Origin of the sequence: Kumtagia ephedrae, assembly GCF_003012745.1 — a bacterium.
In the GTDB taxonomy this organism is placed as follows: Bacteria; Pseudomonadota; Alphaproteobacteria; order Rhizobiales; family Rhizobiaceae; genus Kumtagia; species Kumtagia ephedrae.
Map to the genome: position 1 here is coordinate 56,968 of NZ_PXYK01000025.1, position 16,472 is coordinate 73,439.

16 protein-coding genes and 1 riboswitch are annotated in these 16,472 nt (G+C 69.1%); of the genes, 5 read left to right on the forward strand and 11 right to left on the reverse strand.

What is annotated here, in order from left to right:
- Window positions 1–14: 14 nt before the first annotated feature.
- The 3 genes from cobM to cbiE are packed head-to-tail and all read right to left on the reverse strand — an operon-like array spanning window position 15 to window position 2,388.
- A complete protein-coding gene (cobM, locus tag C7I84_RS22420) occupies window positions 15–773 on the reverse strand; it encodes a precorrin-4 C(11)-methyltransferase (RefSeq protein ID WP_106774448.1) in 759 nt (252 codons plus the stop codon).
- Window positions 770–1,156 carry a cobalamin biosynthesis protein gene (locus C7I84_RS22425; protein ID WP_106774449.1) on the reverse strand — a complete coding sequence of 129 codons (387 nt, stop codon included), beginning with the start codon at window positions 1,154–1,156 and terminating at the stop codon, window positions 770–772. Before C7I84_RS22425 ends, cobM begins: the two co-directional genes overlap by 4 nt.
- Window positions 1,153–2,388 (reverse strand): precorrin-6y C5,15-methyltransferase (decarboxylating) subunit CbiE, encoded by a 1,236-nt coding sequence (gene cbiE / locus C7I84_RS22430; RefSeq protein ID WP_106774450.1) that lies wholly within the window; start codon window positions 2,386–2,388, stop codon window positions 1,153–1,155. The genes C7I84_RS22425 and cbiE overlap by 4 nt, the downstream gene beginning before the upstream one ends.
- On the opposite strand from cbiE, the gene C7I84_RS22435 reads away from it, so the two are divergent.
- Window positions 2,387–3,154, forward strand: a complete 768-nt coding sequence (locus tag C7I84_RS22435; protein ID WP_106774451.1) for a cobalt-precorrin-6A reductase — start codon at window positions 2,387–2,389, stop codon at window positions 3,152–3,154. The two genes, cbiE and C7I84_RS22435, sit on opposite strands and share 2 nt — an antisense overlap.
- Here C7I84_RS22435 and C7I84_RS22440 read toward each other — a convergent pair.
- The 7 genes from C7I84_RS22440 to C7I84_RS22470 all read right to left on the reverse strand — a co-directional run bounded on the left by C7I84_RS22440 (window position 3,118) and on the right by C7I84_RS22470 (window position 12,107).
- The gene (locus tag C7I84_RS22440; RefSeq protein WP_106774452.1) at window positions 3,118–3,882 is read right to left on the reverse strand and encodes a precorrin-3B C(17)-methyltransferase; all 765 of its coding nucleotides are present in this window, start codon (window positions 3,880–3,882) and stop codon (window positions 3,118–3,120) included. The genes C7I84_RS22435 and C7I84_RS22440 overlap by 37 nt on opposite strands.
- Entirely contained in the window at window positions 3,879–4,646 is a 768-nt protein-coding gene (locus C7I84_RS22445) for a precorrin-2 C(20)-methyltransferase (protein ID WP_106774453.1), read from the reverse strand. The genes C7I84_RS22440 and C7I84_RS22445 overlap by 4 nt, the downstream gene beginning before the upstream one ends.
- Entirely contained in the window at window positions 4,643–5,275 is a 633-nt protein-coding gene (locus tag C7I84_RS22450; RefSeq protein WP_106774454.1) for a precorrin-8X methylmutase, read from the reverse strand. The genes C7I84_RS22445 and C7I84_RS22450 overlap by 4 nt, the downstream gene beginning before the upstream one ends.
- Window positions 5,272–6,837 (reverse strand): precorrin-3B synthase, encoded by a 1,566-nt coding sequence (cobG, locus tag C7I84_RS22455; protein ID WP_106774455.1) that lies wholly within the window; start codon window positions 6,835–6,837, stop codon window positions 5,272–5,274. Before cobG ends, C7I84_RS22450 begins: the two co-directional genes overlap by 4 nt.
- Window positions 6,834–10,559 (reverse strand): cobaltochelatase subunit CobN, encoded by a 3,726-nt coding sequence (locus C7I84_RS22460; RefSeq protein ID WP_106774456.1) that lies wholly within the window; start codon window positions 10,557–10,559, stop codon window positions 6,834–6,836. The genes cobG and C7I84_RS22460 overlap by 4 nt, the downstream gene beginning before the upstream one ends.
- A 154-nt stretch (window positions 10,560–10,713) precedes the next feature.
- Window positions 10,714–11,751 carry a cobalamin biosynthesis protein CobW gene (cobW, locus tag C7I84_RS22465; RefSeq protein ID WP_106774457.1) on the reverse strand — a complete coding sequence of 346 codons (1,038 nt, stop codon included), beginning with the start codon at window positions 11,749–11,751 and terminating at the stop codon, window positions 10,714–10,716.
- Window positions 11,748–12,107, reverse strand: coding sequence for a DUF1636 family protein (locus C7I84_RS22470; RefSeq protein WP_106774481.1), 360 nt, complete (start codon window positions 12,105–12,107; stop codon window positions 11,748–11,750). Before C7I84_RS22470 ends, cobW begins: the two co-directional genes overlap by 4 nt.
- Window positions 12,108–12,199: 92 nt before the next feature.
- A riboswitch (cobalamin riboswitch) is annotated at window positions 12,200–12,393 on the reverse strand.
- Window positions 12,394–12,520: 127 nt separating this feature from the next.
- Between C7I84_RS22470 and C7I84_RS22475 the strand changes: the two genes are divergently transcribed.
- Both C7I84_RS22475 and C7I84_RS22480 read left to right on the forward strand, forming a co-directional pair.
- The gene (locus C7I84_RS22475; RefSeq protein ID WP_106774458.1) at window positions 12,521–13,240 is read left to right on the forward strand and encodes a hypothetical protein; all 720 of its coding nucleotides are present in this window, start codon (window positions 12,521–12,523) and stop codon (window positions 13,238–13,240) included.
- Complete coding sequence (locus C7I84_RS22480) at window positions 13,237–13,935, forward strand: DnaJ domain-containing protein (RefSeq protein WP_106774459.1); 699 nt, start codon at window positions 13,237–13,239, stop codon at window positions 13,933–13,935. Before C7I84_RS22475 ends, C7I84_RS22480 begins: the two co-directional genes overlap by 4 nt.
- Window positions 13,936–13,974: 39 nt before the next feature.
- On the opposite strand, the gene C7I84_RS22485 is transcribed toward C7I84_RS22480, so the two are convergent.
- Entirely contained in the window at window positions 13,975–15,306 is a 1,332-nt protein-coding gene (locus C7I84_RS22485) for a D-alanyl-D-alanine carboxypeptidase (RefSeq protein WP_106774460.1), read from the reverse strand.
- A gap of 247 nt (window positions 15,307–15,553) precedes the next feature.
- On the opposite strand from C7I84_RS22485, the gene C7I84_RS22490 reads away from it, so the two are divergent.
- The gene (locus C7I84_RS22490) at window positions 15,554–15,883 is read left to right on the forward strand and encodes a phasin family protein (protein WP_106774461.1); all 330 of its coding nucleotides are present in this window, start codon (window positions 15,554–15,556) and stop codon (window positions 15,881–15,883) included.
- 257 nt (window positions 15,884–16,140) lie between these two features.
- Complete coding sequence (clpS, locus tag C7I84_RS22495; RefSeq protein WP_106774462.1) at window positions 16,141–16,470, forward strand: ATP-dependent Clp protease adapter ClpS; 330 nt, start codon at window positions 16,141–16,143, stop codon at window positions 16,468–16,470.
- The last annotated feature ends 2 nt before the right edge of the window (window positions 16,471–16,472 follow it).

Genomic DNA, 16,472 nt, shown 5'->3' on the forward strand with positions numbered 1-16,472 from the left:
CGTGGGAGGTCGCCTCACTTCCGCTCCCGAAAACGCCGCTGATAGGCCGGATCGTAGAGCGAGCTCTCGCGAAAATCGTCGGCGCCGAGCGAGCGGCCGACGAAGATCACCGCCGTGCGCTCGATCGGCTGCGCCGCGAGTTTTTCGGCGATGGTGCCGAGCGTGCCCCGGATGATGCGCTCGTCGGCGCGAGAGGCGTGGAAGACGATGGCGACCGGGCAATCGGTGCCGTAGAGCGGCGACAGTTCCGCGACGATGCGGTCGATGGCGTGGATGGCGAGGTGAATGGCGAGCGTCGCGCCGGTGGCGCCGAAGGCGGCCAGCGTCTCCCTTTCCGGCATCGGCGATGCACGGCCGGAGACGCGCGTCAGCACCAGGCTCTGCGCCACTTCGGGGATGGTCAGCTCGCGCCCGAGGCTCGCGGCCGCTGCGGCGAAGGCCGGCACACCGGGCGTCAGCGTATAGGAGATGCCGTGTTTCTCCAGCCGTCGCACCTGTTCGGCGACGGCGCTCCACACCGACAGATCGCCGGAATGCAGCCGCGCCACGTCCTGCCCGGCCTGGTGGGCGGAGATAAACTCCCGCTCGATCTCGTCCAACGACAGCGGCGCTGTGTCGACCAGTCTTGCGCCGGGCGGGCACCAGTCGAGCAGTTCTTTCGCGACGATCGAGCCCGCAAACAGACAGACCGGGCAGCGCGCGATGAGATCGCGTCCGCGCACCGTGATCAGGTCGGCCGCGCCCGGCCCGGCGCCGATGAAATGCACAGTCATGGCAGAACTCCGTCATATGCCAGCGCGCAGGTCACCCTACCGGCCGCGACACGCGGCCCGAGCAGTTTTGCGCCGGCGCCAATGGCCGCGAGCGCTGTCGCCTCCGACGCCGACGGCGCGCCGGTCGCCTTAAGGGACCGCGCCGAGTGCGTCAGCGAGCCGGCGCCTGCGGCTTCCAGCTCGGCCCGGCCGATCACCACCACGATCTTTCCCAATATCTGCGCCGCCGCATGAATGCCCGGCTCATCGGTCTTCATTTCCGGCACGGCCAAGGCTTCCAGGTCCGACGGTTCGACGGCATGGGCGGCGCAGGCGGCGTCGACGGCAGCGAGCACCTCCGCCGCTGTCACGCCACTGGCGCTGCCTATGCCCGCGACGATCATGGCTTCTGCCACGCCCATTGCGTCACCGGCAGGGCGGGCCGCCAGGCCTGCATGGTGCCGACCGGAGCGGCGCGCGAAAGCCCGATGCGGGTCAGGTCGCCACCGCGTTCGGCCTGGCAGGCGATCAGCACCGCCTCCATTTCGAGCGTCACCGCATTGGCGACCAACCGGCCGCCGGATTTAAGCGCGTCGATCGCGGCGTCCATGACACCGGCCTCGCTGCCACCACCACCCACGAAGACCGCGTCGGGCGCCGGCAATCCGGCGAGCGCGGCCGGCGCCGTTCCGGTGACGATCTCCAGCCCCGGAACGCCGCAGCTCTCGGCGTTGCGGGCGATCCGCCCGGCCCGTTCCGGCGAGGCCTCGATGGCGATCGCGCGCAGCGAGGGATGGCGCAGCATCCATTCTATGGACACCGAGCCGGAGCCGGCGCCGATGTCCCACAACAGCTCGCGGCGGCGCGGCGCCAGTGCCGACTGGGTCAGCGCGCGGATCTCGCGCTTGCTGATCTGCCCGTCATGCTCGAACAGACCGTCGGCCATGCCGGGCGTGAGCGGCAGGATTCTGGCTTCAGAATTTGAATCAACCGAGATCGCCAAGACGTTGAGCGGATTGATCTCTTCCATCGCGAAGCCGGCAGCCTGCGCTGTGCGTATGCGCTCGTTCGGGCCGCCCAGCGCCTCCAGAACGGTGAGCCGTGAGGCGCCGAAACCCGTTTCCGCCAGAAGCCTGGCCACCGCACCGGGCCCGTCCGCATCCGAAGTCAGCGCGATGATGCGCGTGGCGGGATGCAGCAGCGGGCGGATCAGGTCGATCGGCTTGCCGTGCAGCGAGACGGTCTCCACCTCGGGAAGCGCCCAGCCGAGCCGGCTCGCTGCCAGCGAGAAGGCGGACGGCGCCGGGATGGTACGCAACTCCGCCGCCGCGACATGCCGTGCCAGCGTGGTGCCGGCGCCATGGCAGAACGGGTCTCCCGAAGCGAGCACGCACACTCTCTTGCCGCGCAAAGCAGTCACGGCGCGCATCTCCGCGTCGAAGGGCGAGGGCCAGGGCCGCGCCTCGCCTGAGATGGCGGCGGCCACCAGCGCCAGATGCCGCCTGCCGCCGAACACGATTTCGGCTTCGGCGATCCGCCGCTTGGCCTCGGCACCCAGACCGTCTAGACCATCTTCGCCGACGCCGACGATCGTGAGCCATGGCGCGGCGACGTCCTTCGCTTCAGCAGCCACCATGACCCATCGCATCCTCATCCTCGGCGGAACCACCGAAGCCCGGCAACTGGCGGAGCGGCTTGCCGGCCGCAGCGGACTTGCCGTAACCCTGTCGCTCGCCGGCCGCACGGTCAATCCGATCGTTCATCCCGTGCCGGTGCGCAGCGGCGGATTCGGCGGCGCCGAAGGCCTCGCCGCCTATCTGCGGGAGGAGCGTATCGATCTGCTGGTCGACGCGACGCATCCCTATGCCGCGCGCATCTCGGCCAATGCGGCGCGGGCGGCTTCGTCCACGGGCAGCGGCATGCTGGCCCTGCGCCGAGCCCCCTGGCAGGCTGTCGTCGGCGACCGCTGGACCATCGTCGACGATGCCGCCCATGCGGTTTCGGCGCTCGGCGCGGTGCCGCGAAAAGTGTTTCTGGCGCTCGGCCGGCAGGAGATCGGGCCTTTCAAGGCCGCCCCGCAGCACTCCTACCTCATCCGCAGCGTCGATCCGGTCGAGCCGCCGCTGCAGGTGCCGGATGCCACCTATCTGCTTGCGCGGGGACCGTTCGCGGAAGCCGAGGAGCGCAGGCTGCTGGAAGAAAACGGCGTCGAGGCGATCGTCGCCAAGAACAGCGGCGGAATGGCCACCTATGGCAAGATCGCCGCCGCCCGCGCCCTCGGCATCGAGGTTCTTCTCTTGCGCCGGCCGGCGCTTCCACCGGTGAGGACGGTGGAAACCGTCGCGGAGGCGGTGCTGGCGATCGATCATTGGCTTGCCGGGACGAACGATCGCGGCGTGTAGACCAGCGGCGGCCTTTCGCCGCGCGCGATCAGGCGGGTCTCGGCCGAGCCTATGATGACGCAGGTCGCCATGTCGGCGCGCTCCGGATCGGCCGCGGCCAGCGTCATCGTCTCGATGCGCTCGTCCGGCCGGCCGGCGGCGCGGCCGAAGATCACCGGCGTTCCAGCCGGCAGCGCGGCCCGCAGGCGTTCGAACGCCCGGCCGAGCTGCCATGGCCGCGCCTTGCTGATCGGATTGTAGAGCGCGATCACGAAGCCGGCCGCCGCCGCCGCCGTCAGCCGGTGCTCGATCACGTCCCATGGCTTCAGATTGTCGGAGAGGGAGATGGCGCAGAAATCATGGCCGAGCGGCGCGCCGGCGCGGGCGGCGACCGCCAGCATCGCGGTGACGCCGGGGACGATTGTGATGTCGAGGTCGCGCCAGGCCGCCGGTCCGGCCTCGATCGCCTCGCAGACGGCGGCGGCCATGGCGAACACGCCGGGGTCGCCGCCCGAAACCACCGCCACCGTCTCGCTCCCCGCCGCTTTCGCCAGTGCGGCCTCGGCGCGCGACAGCTCCTCGCGGTTGTCGGAGGCGACGCGGACCTGCTCGGGAGTTAGGTCAAGACGGTCGAGATAGGGCTTGTAGCCGTAGAAGAATTTGGCTTCGGCCACCGCCGCCCGCGCTTCCGGCGTGACCTGATCCGGGCTCCCGGGACCGAGGCCGACGACGAACAGGCGGCCGCTCACAGCACAACTCCGGATGCCGTGACGCTGCCGGGGCGGCCGAGCCAGCCGGGAACCAGCACGATCGAGAAATACGGCGCTGCGTCGTCGGCCTTGTCGGCCAGCCGCATCGTTGCCCCGTTGGCCATCGTGCCGCGCTCGACATAAAAGGCACGCTCCAGCCTGCCGGTGGTCTCCAGCGCGCGGCGGATCTTCGGCAGGTTGCGGCCGACCTTCATGATCACCGCGGCGTCGGTGTCGTTGAGCCGGCGCGCCAGTTCGAATTCGCTCATGGTGCCGGGCAGCACGGTGAGCACGTCGTCGCCCTGGACGATGGGCTGGCCGGTGGCCGACCAGCAGCCGGACATGGCGGTGACGCCAGGAACCACTTCGGTGGGATAGAGATGCGCCAGGCGCACATGCAGGTGCATGTAGGAGCCGTAGAACAGCGGGTCGCCCTCGGAGAGCACCGCCACGGTGCGGCCGGCGTCGAGGTGGCGCGCGACAACCGCGGCAGACTCCTCGTAGAAGGCGAGGATATGCGCCTTGTAGTCGTCGTGGCTTTTGGCGATCTCGGTGGTGACCGGATAATGCAGGGGCAGCTCGACGACGCCGGGCTTCAGCCGACCCTCGACGATGGCGCGGGCGTTGCCGTTGCCGCCGCGCTTGGCGAAATGCGCCAGCACGTCCGCCTCTGCGAGCGCGCGCACCGCCTTGAGCGTCAGCAATTCGGGGTCGCCCGGCCCGGTGCCGACGCCGATCAGGCGCCCTTTCGACTGCGCGGTCACAGGCCGGCCCTCGCCAGCGCGTTGAGGCAGGCCGCCGTCATGGCGCTGCCGCCGAGCCGTCCGCGTACGATGGCGAAGGGTACGCCATAGGAATTTTCGGCAAGAGCATCCTTGGATTCGGCGGCGCCGACGAAGCCGACCGGCATGCCGAGGATCGCCGCCGGTTTCGGCGCGCCGTCGCGCAGCAGTTCGAGCAGATAGAAAAGGGCGGTGGGCGCATTGCCGATCGCCACGACCGAGCCGGCCATGCGCTCGCCCCACAGCCTTATCGCGGCGGCCGAGCGCGTATTGCCGATCTCGGCGGCGATCGTCGCCGTGCGCGGGTCGCGCAGCGTGCAGACCACCTCGTTGCCGGCCGGCAGTCGGGCGCGCGTGACGCCGTGCGCCACCATCTGGGCGTCGCAGAAGATCGGCGCGCCGCCGGCCAGCGCCGTTCGCGCTGCCTCCACGAAATTCTCAGAGAAGACGAAATGCTCCGCCGCCTCCACCTGGCCGCAGGCATGGATCATGCGGATCGCCACATCGGCCTGGGCCTCGGAGAAGCGCGAGAGATCGGCTTCCTCGCGGATGATGGCGAAGGAGCGCCGGTAGATGGCGTCGCCATCGCGGATGTAGTCGTAAACCGTCATGGTCTTCCCTGTTCGAATGCCGCGGCGAGCCTGGCCTTGTCGTCCTGCGTCAGCGCTGCAATGTCCGAATCGCCCGGGCGCCGGCCGCTGCGTATAGCTTCCGGCACCGGCTTCGCGCCACCGGCGCGCTCGGCCCCGAGATTTGTCAGAATCCTTGCCACCGCCGCGATCGCCCGCGGCAGGCCGTCCGCCGACCTGTAGGCCAGGGGCGTCGCCTTAGGTGTTCCCTGCACGACAAGTCCGGCGCCGTTTTCGCCGCCGACGATGACGATGTCGGCCGCCGCCTGCCGGGCGCAGCCCTTTTCGCAGCCGGAGATATGGATGGAAAGATCGGAGTCGGTAAGGTCGGCGAGCGCGCCAGCGAGGCGCTCGGCGATCTCCCGAGCCGGGATCTTTCCGGAGGCGCAGGCCGGCGCGCCCGGGCAGGCGGCGATTCGTGAACGCGGATCGGCGGGGTCGGTGACGAAGCCAAGCCTTACCGCTGCGGCGCGCAAGGCGTCCGCGGAGTCGAGCGAAGGGCAGATCGGCAGCAGGGTGCGTGCCGGGGCTGGGCGGATGTCGGCGATACCCAACGCCTCCGCGTGGCGGGCGAGGTCGATGAGGGGGGCGGCGTCGATATGGCCAAAGGGCAGGGTGACGGGGAAGGTGTGGCGGTCGCTTTTCAATCGAACGGTCAAAGGGACAGTACGCTTTGGCAGGGAGGGCGGTGGGCTGCTGGCCTCTATCAGGTCGCGCCCCTTCGCACCCCCCTCTGTCCTGCCGGACATCTCCCCCACAAGGGGGGAGATCGCGCCGGCCGCCTTGATTTCGCTAGTCGCCAAAGATGGAGGCGTAGCAAGGTCAACGCTGCGAATCTCCCCCCCAGGGGGGGAGATGTCCGGCAGGACAGAGGGGGGTGCGAAGGGGCGCCAATGGTCCAACCGGCCGCCGACCGGAAGGTCGCGCGCCCGACCATCGCGCCCGAGCGCCGCAATCGATTGGAGAACCTGCAGAGCGTAGCCGACTGCGGCGTCTTCACCGAAGGGACCGGCTGGAATCGCCGTCTCTGCATCCCCCGCGATCGCCACTTGCCAAACCACGCCGCCGTCACGCACCTCCGCCGTCAGCCGCACGTCCGCCGCGATCGAATCCAGGGACACGCTGCCGCCGCCGTCGACCAGGACGGAGACCTTCGGCCCCAGCCGTCCCGCCAAACCCGCCTCGGCAATTGCGCGCCGGATGCGCTCCGCTATCGGCACCGGATCGGCGATGTCGGCCGGATCCGTCCCCGCCAGCGGGCTCACCTCGACCGGCACGCCGGTGCGCACCGCTATGCCGAGCGCATCGACGTCGGCGGCGAAGCGCTCGGCGGACGACGCCGAGAAACCGCGGAACTGAAGGCTGCCGCGTGCCGTCACCTCGACCACGCCGTTGCCGTGGCGCGCGGCCGATTCGCAGAGTCCGATCAGCGACTTCGGCGAAAGTCCTCCGGAAACGGGCGAGAGCCGGATCAGCAGCCCGTCGCCGGTGGGCATCGGCGCCGACAGGGCCGGGCAGGCGCCGCGCCTGAGGGCCGCGCTCATGCCGCCTTCTCCTGGGCCGAGGCCTCGGCGATGAGCGCGGCGAGATCGTCGTCGACCGAGTTGCGCAGCGGGTGCCACAGGCCGCGCCGCCGCGCGGCGGCAAAACGCTCGGCGATCGCCCGCGCCGCCGCCGGATTCTCGCGTAGCAGGAAGGCGCGCACCCGTTCGTCGCCGAGATAGGCGTCGTGCACCGCGCCGATCAGCGCGCTGGGGATGGCATTGGTGGTCTCGGCGAAGCCGACCAGCCGGTCGACCGTCTCTGCGAACTCTGATGCGCCGCGCGGGCCGTGGCGCATCTGGCCTTGGATGAAGATCGGGTTGGTGGCGCGCGCCCGCACCACGCGGGTCACCGCCTCCGTCACCGAGCGCGGTTTCGGCCGTGCCGGGTCGGTGGTATCGAGCACGATCACGTCGGCATTTTTGCCGAGTGCGGCAAGTGCTGCCGAAAAGCCGCCGATGAAGGCGACGTCGGCCGAGCCTTCGAGGATGTCGCGGGTCGGGTCGTCGCCGGTATGCACCAGGAGGTCCGCCCCGGCGATGCGGCCGGCGAAGGCCCCGGGCGCGGCTTCGCCGATGCCGTCGGCGCCGCCATAGGCGTGCGATGCGGCTGCCAGATAGGCCTTGCCGATCTCTTCGCGCGCTGTCCAGTCGCCACGCGCCAGCAGGTCTTCGATGCCGGCGCCGTAGGTGCCGGGCGAGGAGCCGAAGATGCGCGCGGGAGGCTTGCCTTCGGCACGCGCGGTGGCGGCGAGCGGATTGTCGGCAATTTCCTCGGCACAGGCGGCGACGGCGCGCGCGGCGGCGTCCATCAGCGCGATCTGCGTCGGGAACATGTCGCGGAACAGGCCGGATATGCGCCAAGTGACGTCGACGCGCGGCCGGCCGATCGTCGCCAGCGGCAGCACTTCGATGCCGGTGACGCGGCCGGTGGCGGCGTCCCATTGCGGGCGGCAGCCCATCAGCGTCAGGCCCTGCGCGATCTCCTCGCCGCCGGTGCGCAAGGAGGCGCTGCCCCACAGGTCGATGACCAGCGAGCGCGGCCAGTCGCCGTGGTCCTGCAGGTAGCGGCGCAGCACGTCGTCGGCCGCCGCCTTGCCGAGGTCGAAGGCGGTCGGCGTCGGCATGGTGCGCGGATCGGCGGTGAACAGGTTGCGGCCGGTCGGCAGCACGTCGGTGCGGCCGCGCGCCGGGGCGCCGGCCGGCCCGGCGCGGACATGGCGGCCGTCGAGCGCGGCGAGCAGGTTTTTGCGCTCCGCCTCGGCGCTGGCGGTGCGCAGCGGCTCGGCTTCGCCGGGCGCGGCGCGGCCGTAGACGTGCAGCCCGTCCTTGACGGCAAAATCCTTGAGGTCGCAGAGCCAGGCGTCGATGCGGCGCAGCGCCTCGTCCGGCGCGTCGGTCTCGGCCACACCGGCTTCGCCGGCCAGCCCGGTCTTGGCGGCGGTCTCGACGATCAGCTTGGCCAGCCGGTCGCGGCGGCGGCGGTCGAGGCCGTCGGCCTGCGCGTATTCGTCGACCAGCCGCTCCAGCTTCTGGCGCTCTCCGTCATGGCCGGCGGCGGCCATCGGCGGCGGCAGATGGCCGAGGGTGACGGCCGCGATGCGGCGCTTGGCCTGTGCTGCCTCGCCGGGATTGCTGACGATGAAGGGATAGACGACGGGCAGGGGCCCCGTGACGATTTCAGGAAAGCAGTTTTTGCTCAGGGCGACGACCTTGCCGGGCAGCCATTCCAGCGTGCCGTGGGCACCGACATGGACGAGCGCATGGCAGCCGAGGCTTTCGCGCAGCCACAGGCCGAAGGCGACCAGCGCGTGGCGCGGCGGCAGCGTAGCGTCGTGATAGTCGGCACGGCGGTCGGCGGAGCGGCCGCGGTCGGGCGCGAGCGCCACGGTGACGTTGCCGAAGGTGGCGGCGCGGAAGGGGAAGTGGCGGTTTGGTTTCTTTGATGTGGAAATGGATGCGCTCCGCTCCTTCGCACCCCCCTCTGTCCTGCCGGACATCTCCCCCCCTGGGGGGGAGATTGAGCCGGCCGCATTGGTTTCGCAAATCGCCGGCGTTGCAGAAAGAGTGGCGTCGCCGACGCTGCCAATCTCCCCCCTAAGGGGGGAGATGTCCGGCCCATTCGACAAGCTCAGGACAGAGGGGGGTGCGAAGGAGCGCGGATTATCGCAATCATCGCCCGCGTCCCCCCACGCTGCCTCGACCGCGGCCATGGCGTCAGCCGGCAGGTCGATAGCCAAGCGCCGATAGTCATCGAGCGTCAGGCTCTGCCCACCGCGCTCCAGCAGGTCGAGCAATGCGCGTGGTGATTCCGGAATCGAATCAACGCAATATCCGGCGTCCTTCAGATCGTGCAGCATGGCGAGCACGCTGGCGGGAACGTCCAGGCCGACGGCATAGCCGGTGCGTCCCGGCGCCGAGGGATAGTCGGGGATGAGGATCGCCAGCCGGCGTTGTTCGCGCGGGGTTGCGGCGAGCCGCAGGAAGGCAGCGATGCGCCCCGCCACCTGCTCGACGCGGTCGGGCTCAGGCGTGTTGGCTTGCGCCGTGAAGCCGAGCGATGGGTCGACGATGCTCGCAGCCTTGAAGGACAGCGCGCCGGCGAGCACGCGGCCGTCGAGTTCCGGCATGACGACGTGCATGGCGAGGTCGGCCGGCGCCAGGCCGCGCGCATTCTCCGCCCAGGCCTCGCGCCGGGTGGTGGCGACGATCACCTGGAAGACCGGCACGCCGGCGCGGTCGAACAGCGTGTCGGCGCCGGGCTCGGCGCCGGTCGCGAAGGCGGTGGCGGTGACGATCGCCGCCGGCGCGAGGTCGCGGATCGCCGTCTCGACGCACGCGATCGATTCGCGGTCCTTCAGGCTGGCGACGAAGATGGGGATCGGCGCGATACCCCTGGCTTCCAGCGCCGTGGACAGCGCGTCGATCGGTGCGACGTCGTCGGCGAGCAGCATGGAGCGATAGAAGAGAACGAGGACGGGGGGTGCGTTTCCCTCCCCCTCGAGGGGAGGGTGGCCGGTCCCGAGCTTGTCGAAGGGCCGGCCGGGTGGGGTAATTTCGGCAGTGCTCGGCGTTCCCCGAGGCCGAGCGCGGCTTGGACCTTCATGCCGAGCGCTGCCTCGACCGACCCCCTCTGGCCGCTGCGCGGCCATCTCCCCCTCAAGGGGGGAGAGGACGCCGCGCCCGTAAAATCCCGCCTTCGGCACCGCCACCGCCGCATCCGCCGCGCCGTCGCCGCGCGCCAGCGCCGCGAGCCGCCGCACGAGCGCGTCCATATTGTCCGGTCCGCCTTCACGGAAGAAGGCGAGCAGCGCGTCGAGTTCCCCGCGTGGCAGGGTGGAGCATTCGACCAGCCGCTCGTCCTGTTCCCGGCATTCGCCGGGCAGCAGCGCGAGTCGGACATTTTTGGCCCGCGCCAGCGCGGCTACCTGGTCGCAGCCGTAGCGCCACCAGTCGTAGCCGCCGAGGATGCGTATCAGAATCACTTTGGCGTGCGCCGCGACCTTGTCCAGCCAGAGATCGACCGACATGGGGTGGCGAAGGTCGCGGAGTGCTGCGAGCCGCATCGAGGGCAGGGCGGCCTCGTCGCGCTTCCACGCCGCCGCGATGGCAGCCAGGTCGCTGTCGGTGAAGGACAGCGCCACGATGTCCGCCGGCTGCTGCGCCAGGTCGACCGGCTCGATCAGGTCGTCGAGCGATGCGGATGTCGTGGGCAGGATGTGCATGGCGCAGTCCTAGACCAAGCCGGCCGTTTGCCACAGCGGCGGTCCGTACTCCTTCACACCCCCCTCTGTCCTGAGCTTGTCGAATGGACCGGACATGTCCGGCCCATTCGACAAGCTCAGGACAGAGGGGGGTGCGAAGGGACGCGGCATTCCGTCAGCCCGCCAGAATCTTCTCAACCGCATTCCGGTCCAGCCCCTTCAACCCGATCACCACCAGGCGCGAGCGGCGGTCGTCGGCGGCGGTCCAGGCGCGGTCGTAATAGTGGTTGACGCGCGGGCCGACCGCCTGGACGAGCAGCCTGAGCGGCTTGCCGTCGACGGCGACGAAACCCTTCATGCGCAGCACGTTCTCGCTCTCGGCGGCGGCGGCGATGCGCCCGGCGAGATCGTCCGGGTCGGTCACCCGCGGCAGCTCGACGATGAAGGAATCGAAATCGTCGTGCTCGTGGTCGAGCTCGTCGTCGTGATGGGTTTTTCGGTTCTCGATGTCGTCCTCGACGGCCAGGCCAAGGCCGAGCAGCACGGACGGATCGACACGGCCCTCGGCCGTCGGCACGACCTTCACGGCGCGCGAAAGATGCGCGTCGATCAGGTTGCGGGCGGCCGCGGTCGCTTCGGCGTTCATCAGGTCGCTCTTCGACAGGATGACGAGGTCGGCGCAGGCGACCTGGTCCTCGAACACCTCCTCGACCGGGTCGTCATGGTCGAGCGTCCCGTCGGCGGCGCGCTGCGCGGCGAGCGCGTCCATGTCGGAGGCGACCTTGCCGGCGGCGAGCGCCGGGCCGTCGACCACGGCGACCACGCCGTCGACGGTCACGCGGCTCTTGACGCTCGGCCATTGGAAGGCCTGCACCAGCGGCTTCGGCAAGGCCAGGCCGGAGGTCTCGATGATGATGTGGTCGACCTTCGGCTCCTTGGCGAGGATCTGGTCGAGCGCAGGCACGAAATCGTCCGCGACCGTGCAGCACAGGCAGCCATTGGCCAGCTCGATGATGTTCTCCTCCGGACAAGCCTCGACGCCGCAGCCCTTCAAAATCTCGCCGTCGATGCCGACGTCGCCGAACTCGTTGACGATCAGCGCCAGTCGCCGTCCGCCGGCGTTTTCCAGGATGTGGCGGATCATCGTCGTCTTGCCGGCGCCGAGGAAGCCGGTGACGACGGTGCAGGGGACGCGGTTGAGCGAAGCGGTCATGAAGGGTCCTCGAGGATGGCAAGGGGCGGGATGCGGGCGACCAGCCCGCGCTTGAGGCAATCGGGGCGGCCGCGCCAAGGCAGCAGGCCGTCGGTCGACGTCGCGAAGAGCAGGGCGCCGGCGACGAGGTCGGGCGCGTCGTCCTCCGTCAGGTCGCCGAACACGTAGCTCCAGCAGCCGTCGCGCAGCAGAGCGGCGCTGAGGCGGCGCTTGCAGTTGCCGAGGCATTCGGCCTGGCGCACGGCTACGCCGGTGCCTTGCGCCGTTTCACGGACCTGGTTGCCGAGCAGTTCGCCGGCGCGCGGCCGGGCGTCCGAGCCGGCGGTGTCGCGGCAGGACGAGCAGACGACGAGCATCACGCCCTCGACCGGCGTGGCGGCGTCCTGCGACGGAAACGGTCCGATGGTCACGTCATACGGCTCCTCGTCCGGGTCACCCGCCGGACAGTGGGATTGCGATTCCGACGGCAGGTCTCCTGGCTCGCGGGTTGTCGCCCTCAGCCGCCTTCCCGGATCGCTCCAGTGGCTTTCGGCGCGGGCTTGCCGCCTACAGTTGCGGGGACAGCTGCGGATTCGGCCGGACGGCCTGACCGCATTCCCTCTTAGCCCTTCCGGAGAAGGGACCGTCGCGCCTGATGTACGCTCCGGCGGCGGAACCTGTCAACGCACCCTCGACAGCGGGTCGGTAGTGGACCTGCAGCTCGCCGCACTTCGGTTCCGGAACATGATCGGGCTTGCAAGCCGCTTTCGTCCGACACATTTTTGATCCGATGGGTAAAGACGGGATTCCGGTCCGCTCGGAAAAGTCGCTCGACCGCTCCGGTTCGCGCGAGATCGACGATTTCGTGCGGCTGGCGCGGTCGATGGCGCAGGCCAAGACGGATGCCGGCGGGCGGCTGGTGCTGGCGCTCGACGCCACGATGAGCCGGCAGCCGACCTGGGACATGGCCTGCCGGCTGCAGGGCGAGATGTTCGACGCCGTCGGCAACAGCGGCGGGCTCGAGGTCCAGCTCGCCTATTTCCGCGGTTTCGGCGAATGCCGCGCCTCGCGCTTCGTGCGCGACACCGGATCGCTCAAGGATCTCATGACCAGGATCGACTGCCGCGCCGGCCACACCCAGATCGGCAAGATCCTCGCCCACGCCCTCAAGGAGACGGCGCGCCGCAAGGTGGATGCGCTGGTCTATATCGGCGACGCGATGGAGGAGGAGATCGACGGGCTCGCCGAACAGGCCGGGCGGCTCGGCCTGCTCGGCGTGCCGGTCTTCGTGTTCCAGGAGGGGCGCGATCCCGTCGCCGAAAAGGCGTTCAAGGAAATGGCCCGGCTGTCGAAGGGCGCCTGGTTCCGCTTCGACCGGACCGCTGCCGCGACGCTTGCAAAGCTGCTGTCCTCGGTGGCTGTATTCGCGACCGGCGGGTTGAAGGCGCTGGAGGCGCGCAACCGGCCGGAGGACAGATTGCTGATCGAACACATGCGGGGTGAAGGATGAGCTATGTGATCGGCGGCCTGCTCGTCCTGCTGGTCGCCCTGGCCGCCGTGACCGGCTTCCTGAAATCGGACGCCGCCAAGCTGGCGCGCACGCTGCGCACCGCCGGTCCGATCGTGCTCGGGGTCTTCGGCCTGGTGCTGCTGCTGGTCGGCCGGTCGGGGATCGGCGGCTTTCTGATCTCGGCGGCGCTGGCGTGGTACGGCGCGGCGCGGGTGCAGGCCGGGCGAAAGCCGAAAAGCCCCGGCAAACGCTCCAACGTCCGCACCGCCGCGCTCGAAATGGAACTGGACCACGACAGCGGGGCGCTCGACGGGCTGGTGCTTGCCGGCCGTCACGAGCAGCGCATGCTGAGCAGCATGACGTTGCGCGAGCTCCGGGATCTGCGGGACGACCTCGCGGACGATCCGGAGAGCCGCCAGCTACTGGAGACGTATCTTGACGGCCGCTTTCCCATCTGGCGCGAAAACGCGAAGGCGGACGACGGCGACGGGGAGCGAGCTGCGCCACGTGCGGGCGCCATGACTAAGCAGGAGGCCTACAAGATCCTTGGTCTTGAAGCGGGGGCCTCCCCGGCGGATATCCGCAAGGCGCATCGCCGCCTGATGCAACGCCTGCACCCCGACCTCGGCGGGACGTCGTTCCTCGCGGCGCGGATCAACGAAGCCAAGGATGTCCTTCTCGCCAATCACCACTAACTCTCCCGATACGAACTACAACTTCGGAAATGCGTGTTCTCAGTTCTGGACGGCGTAGCAGCCGATGTTCTGCTTCTTGAGCTGCCCGCAGGCCTTCCAGGCGGCCGCCTTGGTGTCGAAGCCGGCGAAGCGGACGCGGTGGTAGGTGACGCCGTCCTTGTAGAAGGGAACGGTGTAGCCGGACGTCGAGGCGAGCACGGACGGAGCCTTGCGCGCCGTCGTTTCCAGCATGGCGGCCGCTTCCACCTTGCTCGGCGAGGAGGCCACCTGAATGACCCAGCCCTCCGGCTCGACGGAGGCCGTCTGCATGGCGTCGATGTCGGCGCGCGGGCGGGGCGCCGGGGCCGCATAGGCCTGCTCGACGACGGCCGTCGTCTCGATTGTCTCGTCCGCGGCTTCGGCGATCTCCGCCACCGCGTCGATGTCCGGACGGGCCTGCGGGGTCGGCGCCTTGCGCTTGGGCAGAATCGCCTCGGCGATCGCCGTGAACGAGGAGCCGGCGGCCTTGGCCACCAGCGGGCCGCCGCGGCGGCCGCTCGCCCTGGGCAGGTACTTCTCGATCAACTCCGCCATGTGGCGGTCGCGGCTGGCGCCGCTCTGCCCGCCCATCACCACTGCGACGACGCGCCGGTCGCCGTCGGTGACGGAGGAGACCAGGTTGAAGCCGGAGGCGCGGGTGTAGCCAGTCTTGATGCCGTCGACGCCTTCGACCTTGCCGAGCAGGCGGTTGTGGTTGGCGATGCGCTGCTTGCCGTACTGGAAGGAGCGCACCGAGAAATAGGGATAGTACTGCGGGAAATGCTCGCGCAGCGCGATGCCGAGGGTCGCCATGTCGCGCGCGGTGGTGAACTGCGCGGTGTTGGGCAGGCCGTGCGGGTTGCGGAACACGGTGCTGTCCATGCCGAGCGCACGCGCCTTGGCGGTCATCATCTTGGCGAAACCGGCTTCCGAGCCGCCCAGCATTTCGGCAAGGGCCAGCGCCGCGTCGTTGGCGGAGCGGGTGATCAGCGCGTAGATGGCGGTCTCGACCGACACCGAGCCGCCGGCGCGCACGCCGAGCTTGGTCGGCGGCTGCGCGGCCGCCTCATTGGAGAAGCGGACCGGCGTCGTCTTCTTGATCTTGCCGGCCTTCAGCGCCTCGAAGGTGAGATAGAGCGTCATCATCTTGGTCAGCGACGCCGGATAGCGGCGCGCCCCGGCATTGGCCGAGAACAACGTCTTGCCGGTATTGGCGTCGACGACGACGGCGGCATAGCGCGAATCGGACGCCGACGCGGCGCCGACGCTGATGATCAGGGCGAGAAAACAGGCCGCGATCGCTTTGGGGGATATGGAAAACTGGAAAAAGCGGACCGCCGTCGCCTGACGCACTGTTACATCCTTTGAATTCTTGTTGCACCGGGAGGCGGCAAAGGTTCCTGCCTCGAACGGGCAGAGTAGGCGGCGGGCGTTACCAATCCGTTTATGGTAACCAGCGCGTTCATAAATTCGTTCGGGCTTTAGGTTCTAAAATTTGCGTCGAATTCGCGCGGGGCCTTGGCGGGCAAGGGCTCCTTGACAATTTTGCGGTGCACAATATCTATTTTGCAATGCACGCCATCCATCCGAAGGGACAGCCATGACCACGATGTTCGAAGACACCGGCGCGTTCGGCAAGGAGTTCGTCGACAGCAGCCTGAAGAGCGTAGCCTCCGTCTCCAAGGCCGCGCAGGCGATCGTCGCCGAGACGACCGACTACACGAAGAAGTCCTACGAGGCCGGCGCCGCGGCGATCGAGAAGCTGTTCTCGGCCGGCTCGGTCGAGACTGCGTTCGATGTCCAGGCCGACTACGCCAAGAAGACCTATGAGGGCTTCGTCGCCGAATCCGGCAAGCTGGGCGGTCTCTACGCCGATCTCGCCAAGGAGGCCTACAAGCCGTTCGAATCGCTCGTCTCGCGGGCGAAGTGACGCCCCGTCCGAGCCCTCGTCACCCTCCCATGTCGGCAATCCGGTCGCTCGCGGCCGGATTTTTTTGCGTTGTCGGGCCTTGCGGACACCGGTTGCCGCCGTGCAATGCGGTCGTGATCGCGACCATATTGTCACCCCAATAGAAGGGCTTAAAATCGGTGATCGGAGACCTACATGAGACGGGCGGGCCGGAGGTTCGCGAAAGGAAAGGATCCGTGAGACAAGGCGGGGAAGCCACGGTGTGGCAAGCGGCTAGGATGCAAGGCGGCGACCAGGACGGGCGAGGACCCGGCCGGGGCACGGCGGTGATCACGCGCACCAAGCCGAAGACCAAGAAACCCAGTCTCTACAGGGTGCTGATCCTGAACGACGACTACACGCCGATGGAGTTCGTGATCCATATCCTGGAGCGTTTCTTCCAGAAGGATCGCGAGACGGCGACCCGCATCATGCTGCATGTCCACAATCACGGCGTCGGCGAATGCGGGGTCTATACTTTCGAGGTGGCCGAGACCAAAGTGGCTCAGGTCATGGATTTCGCCCGCCAGAACCAGCATCCGCTGCAATGCGTGATGGAGAAGAAGTGAGG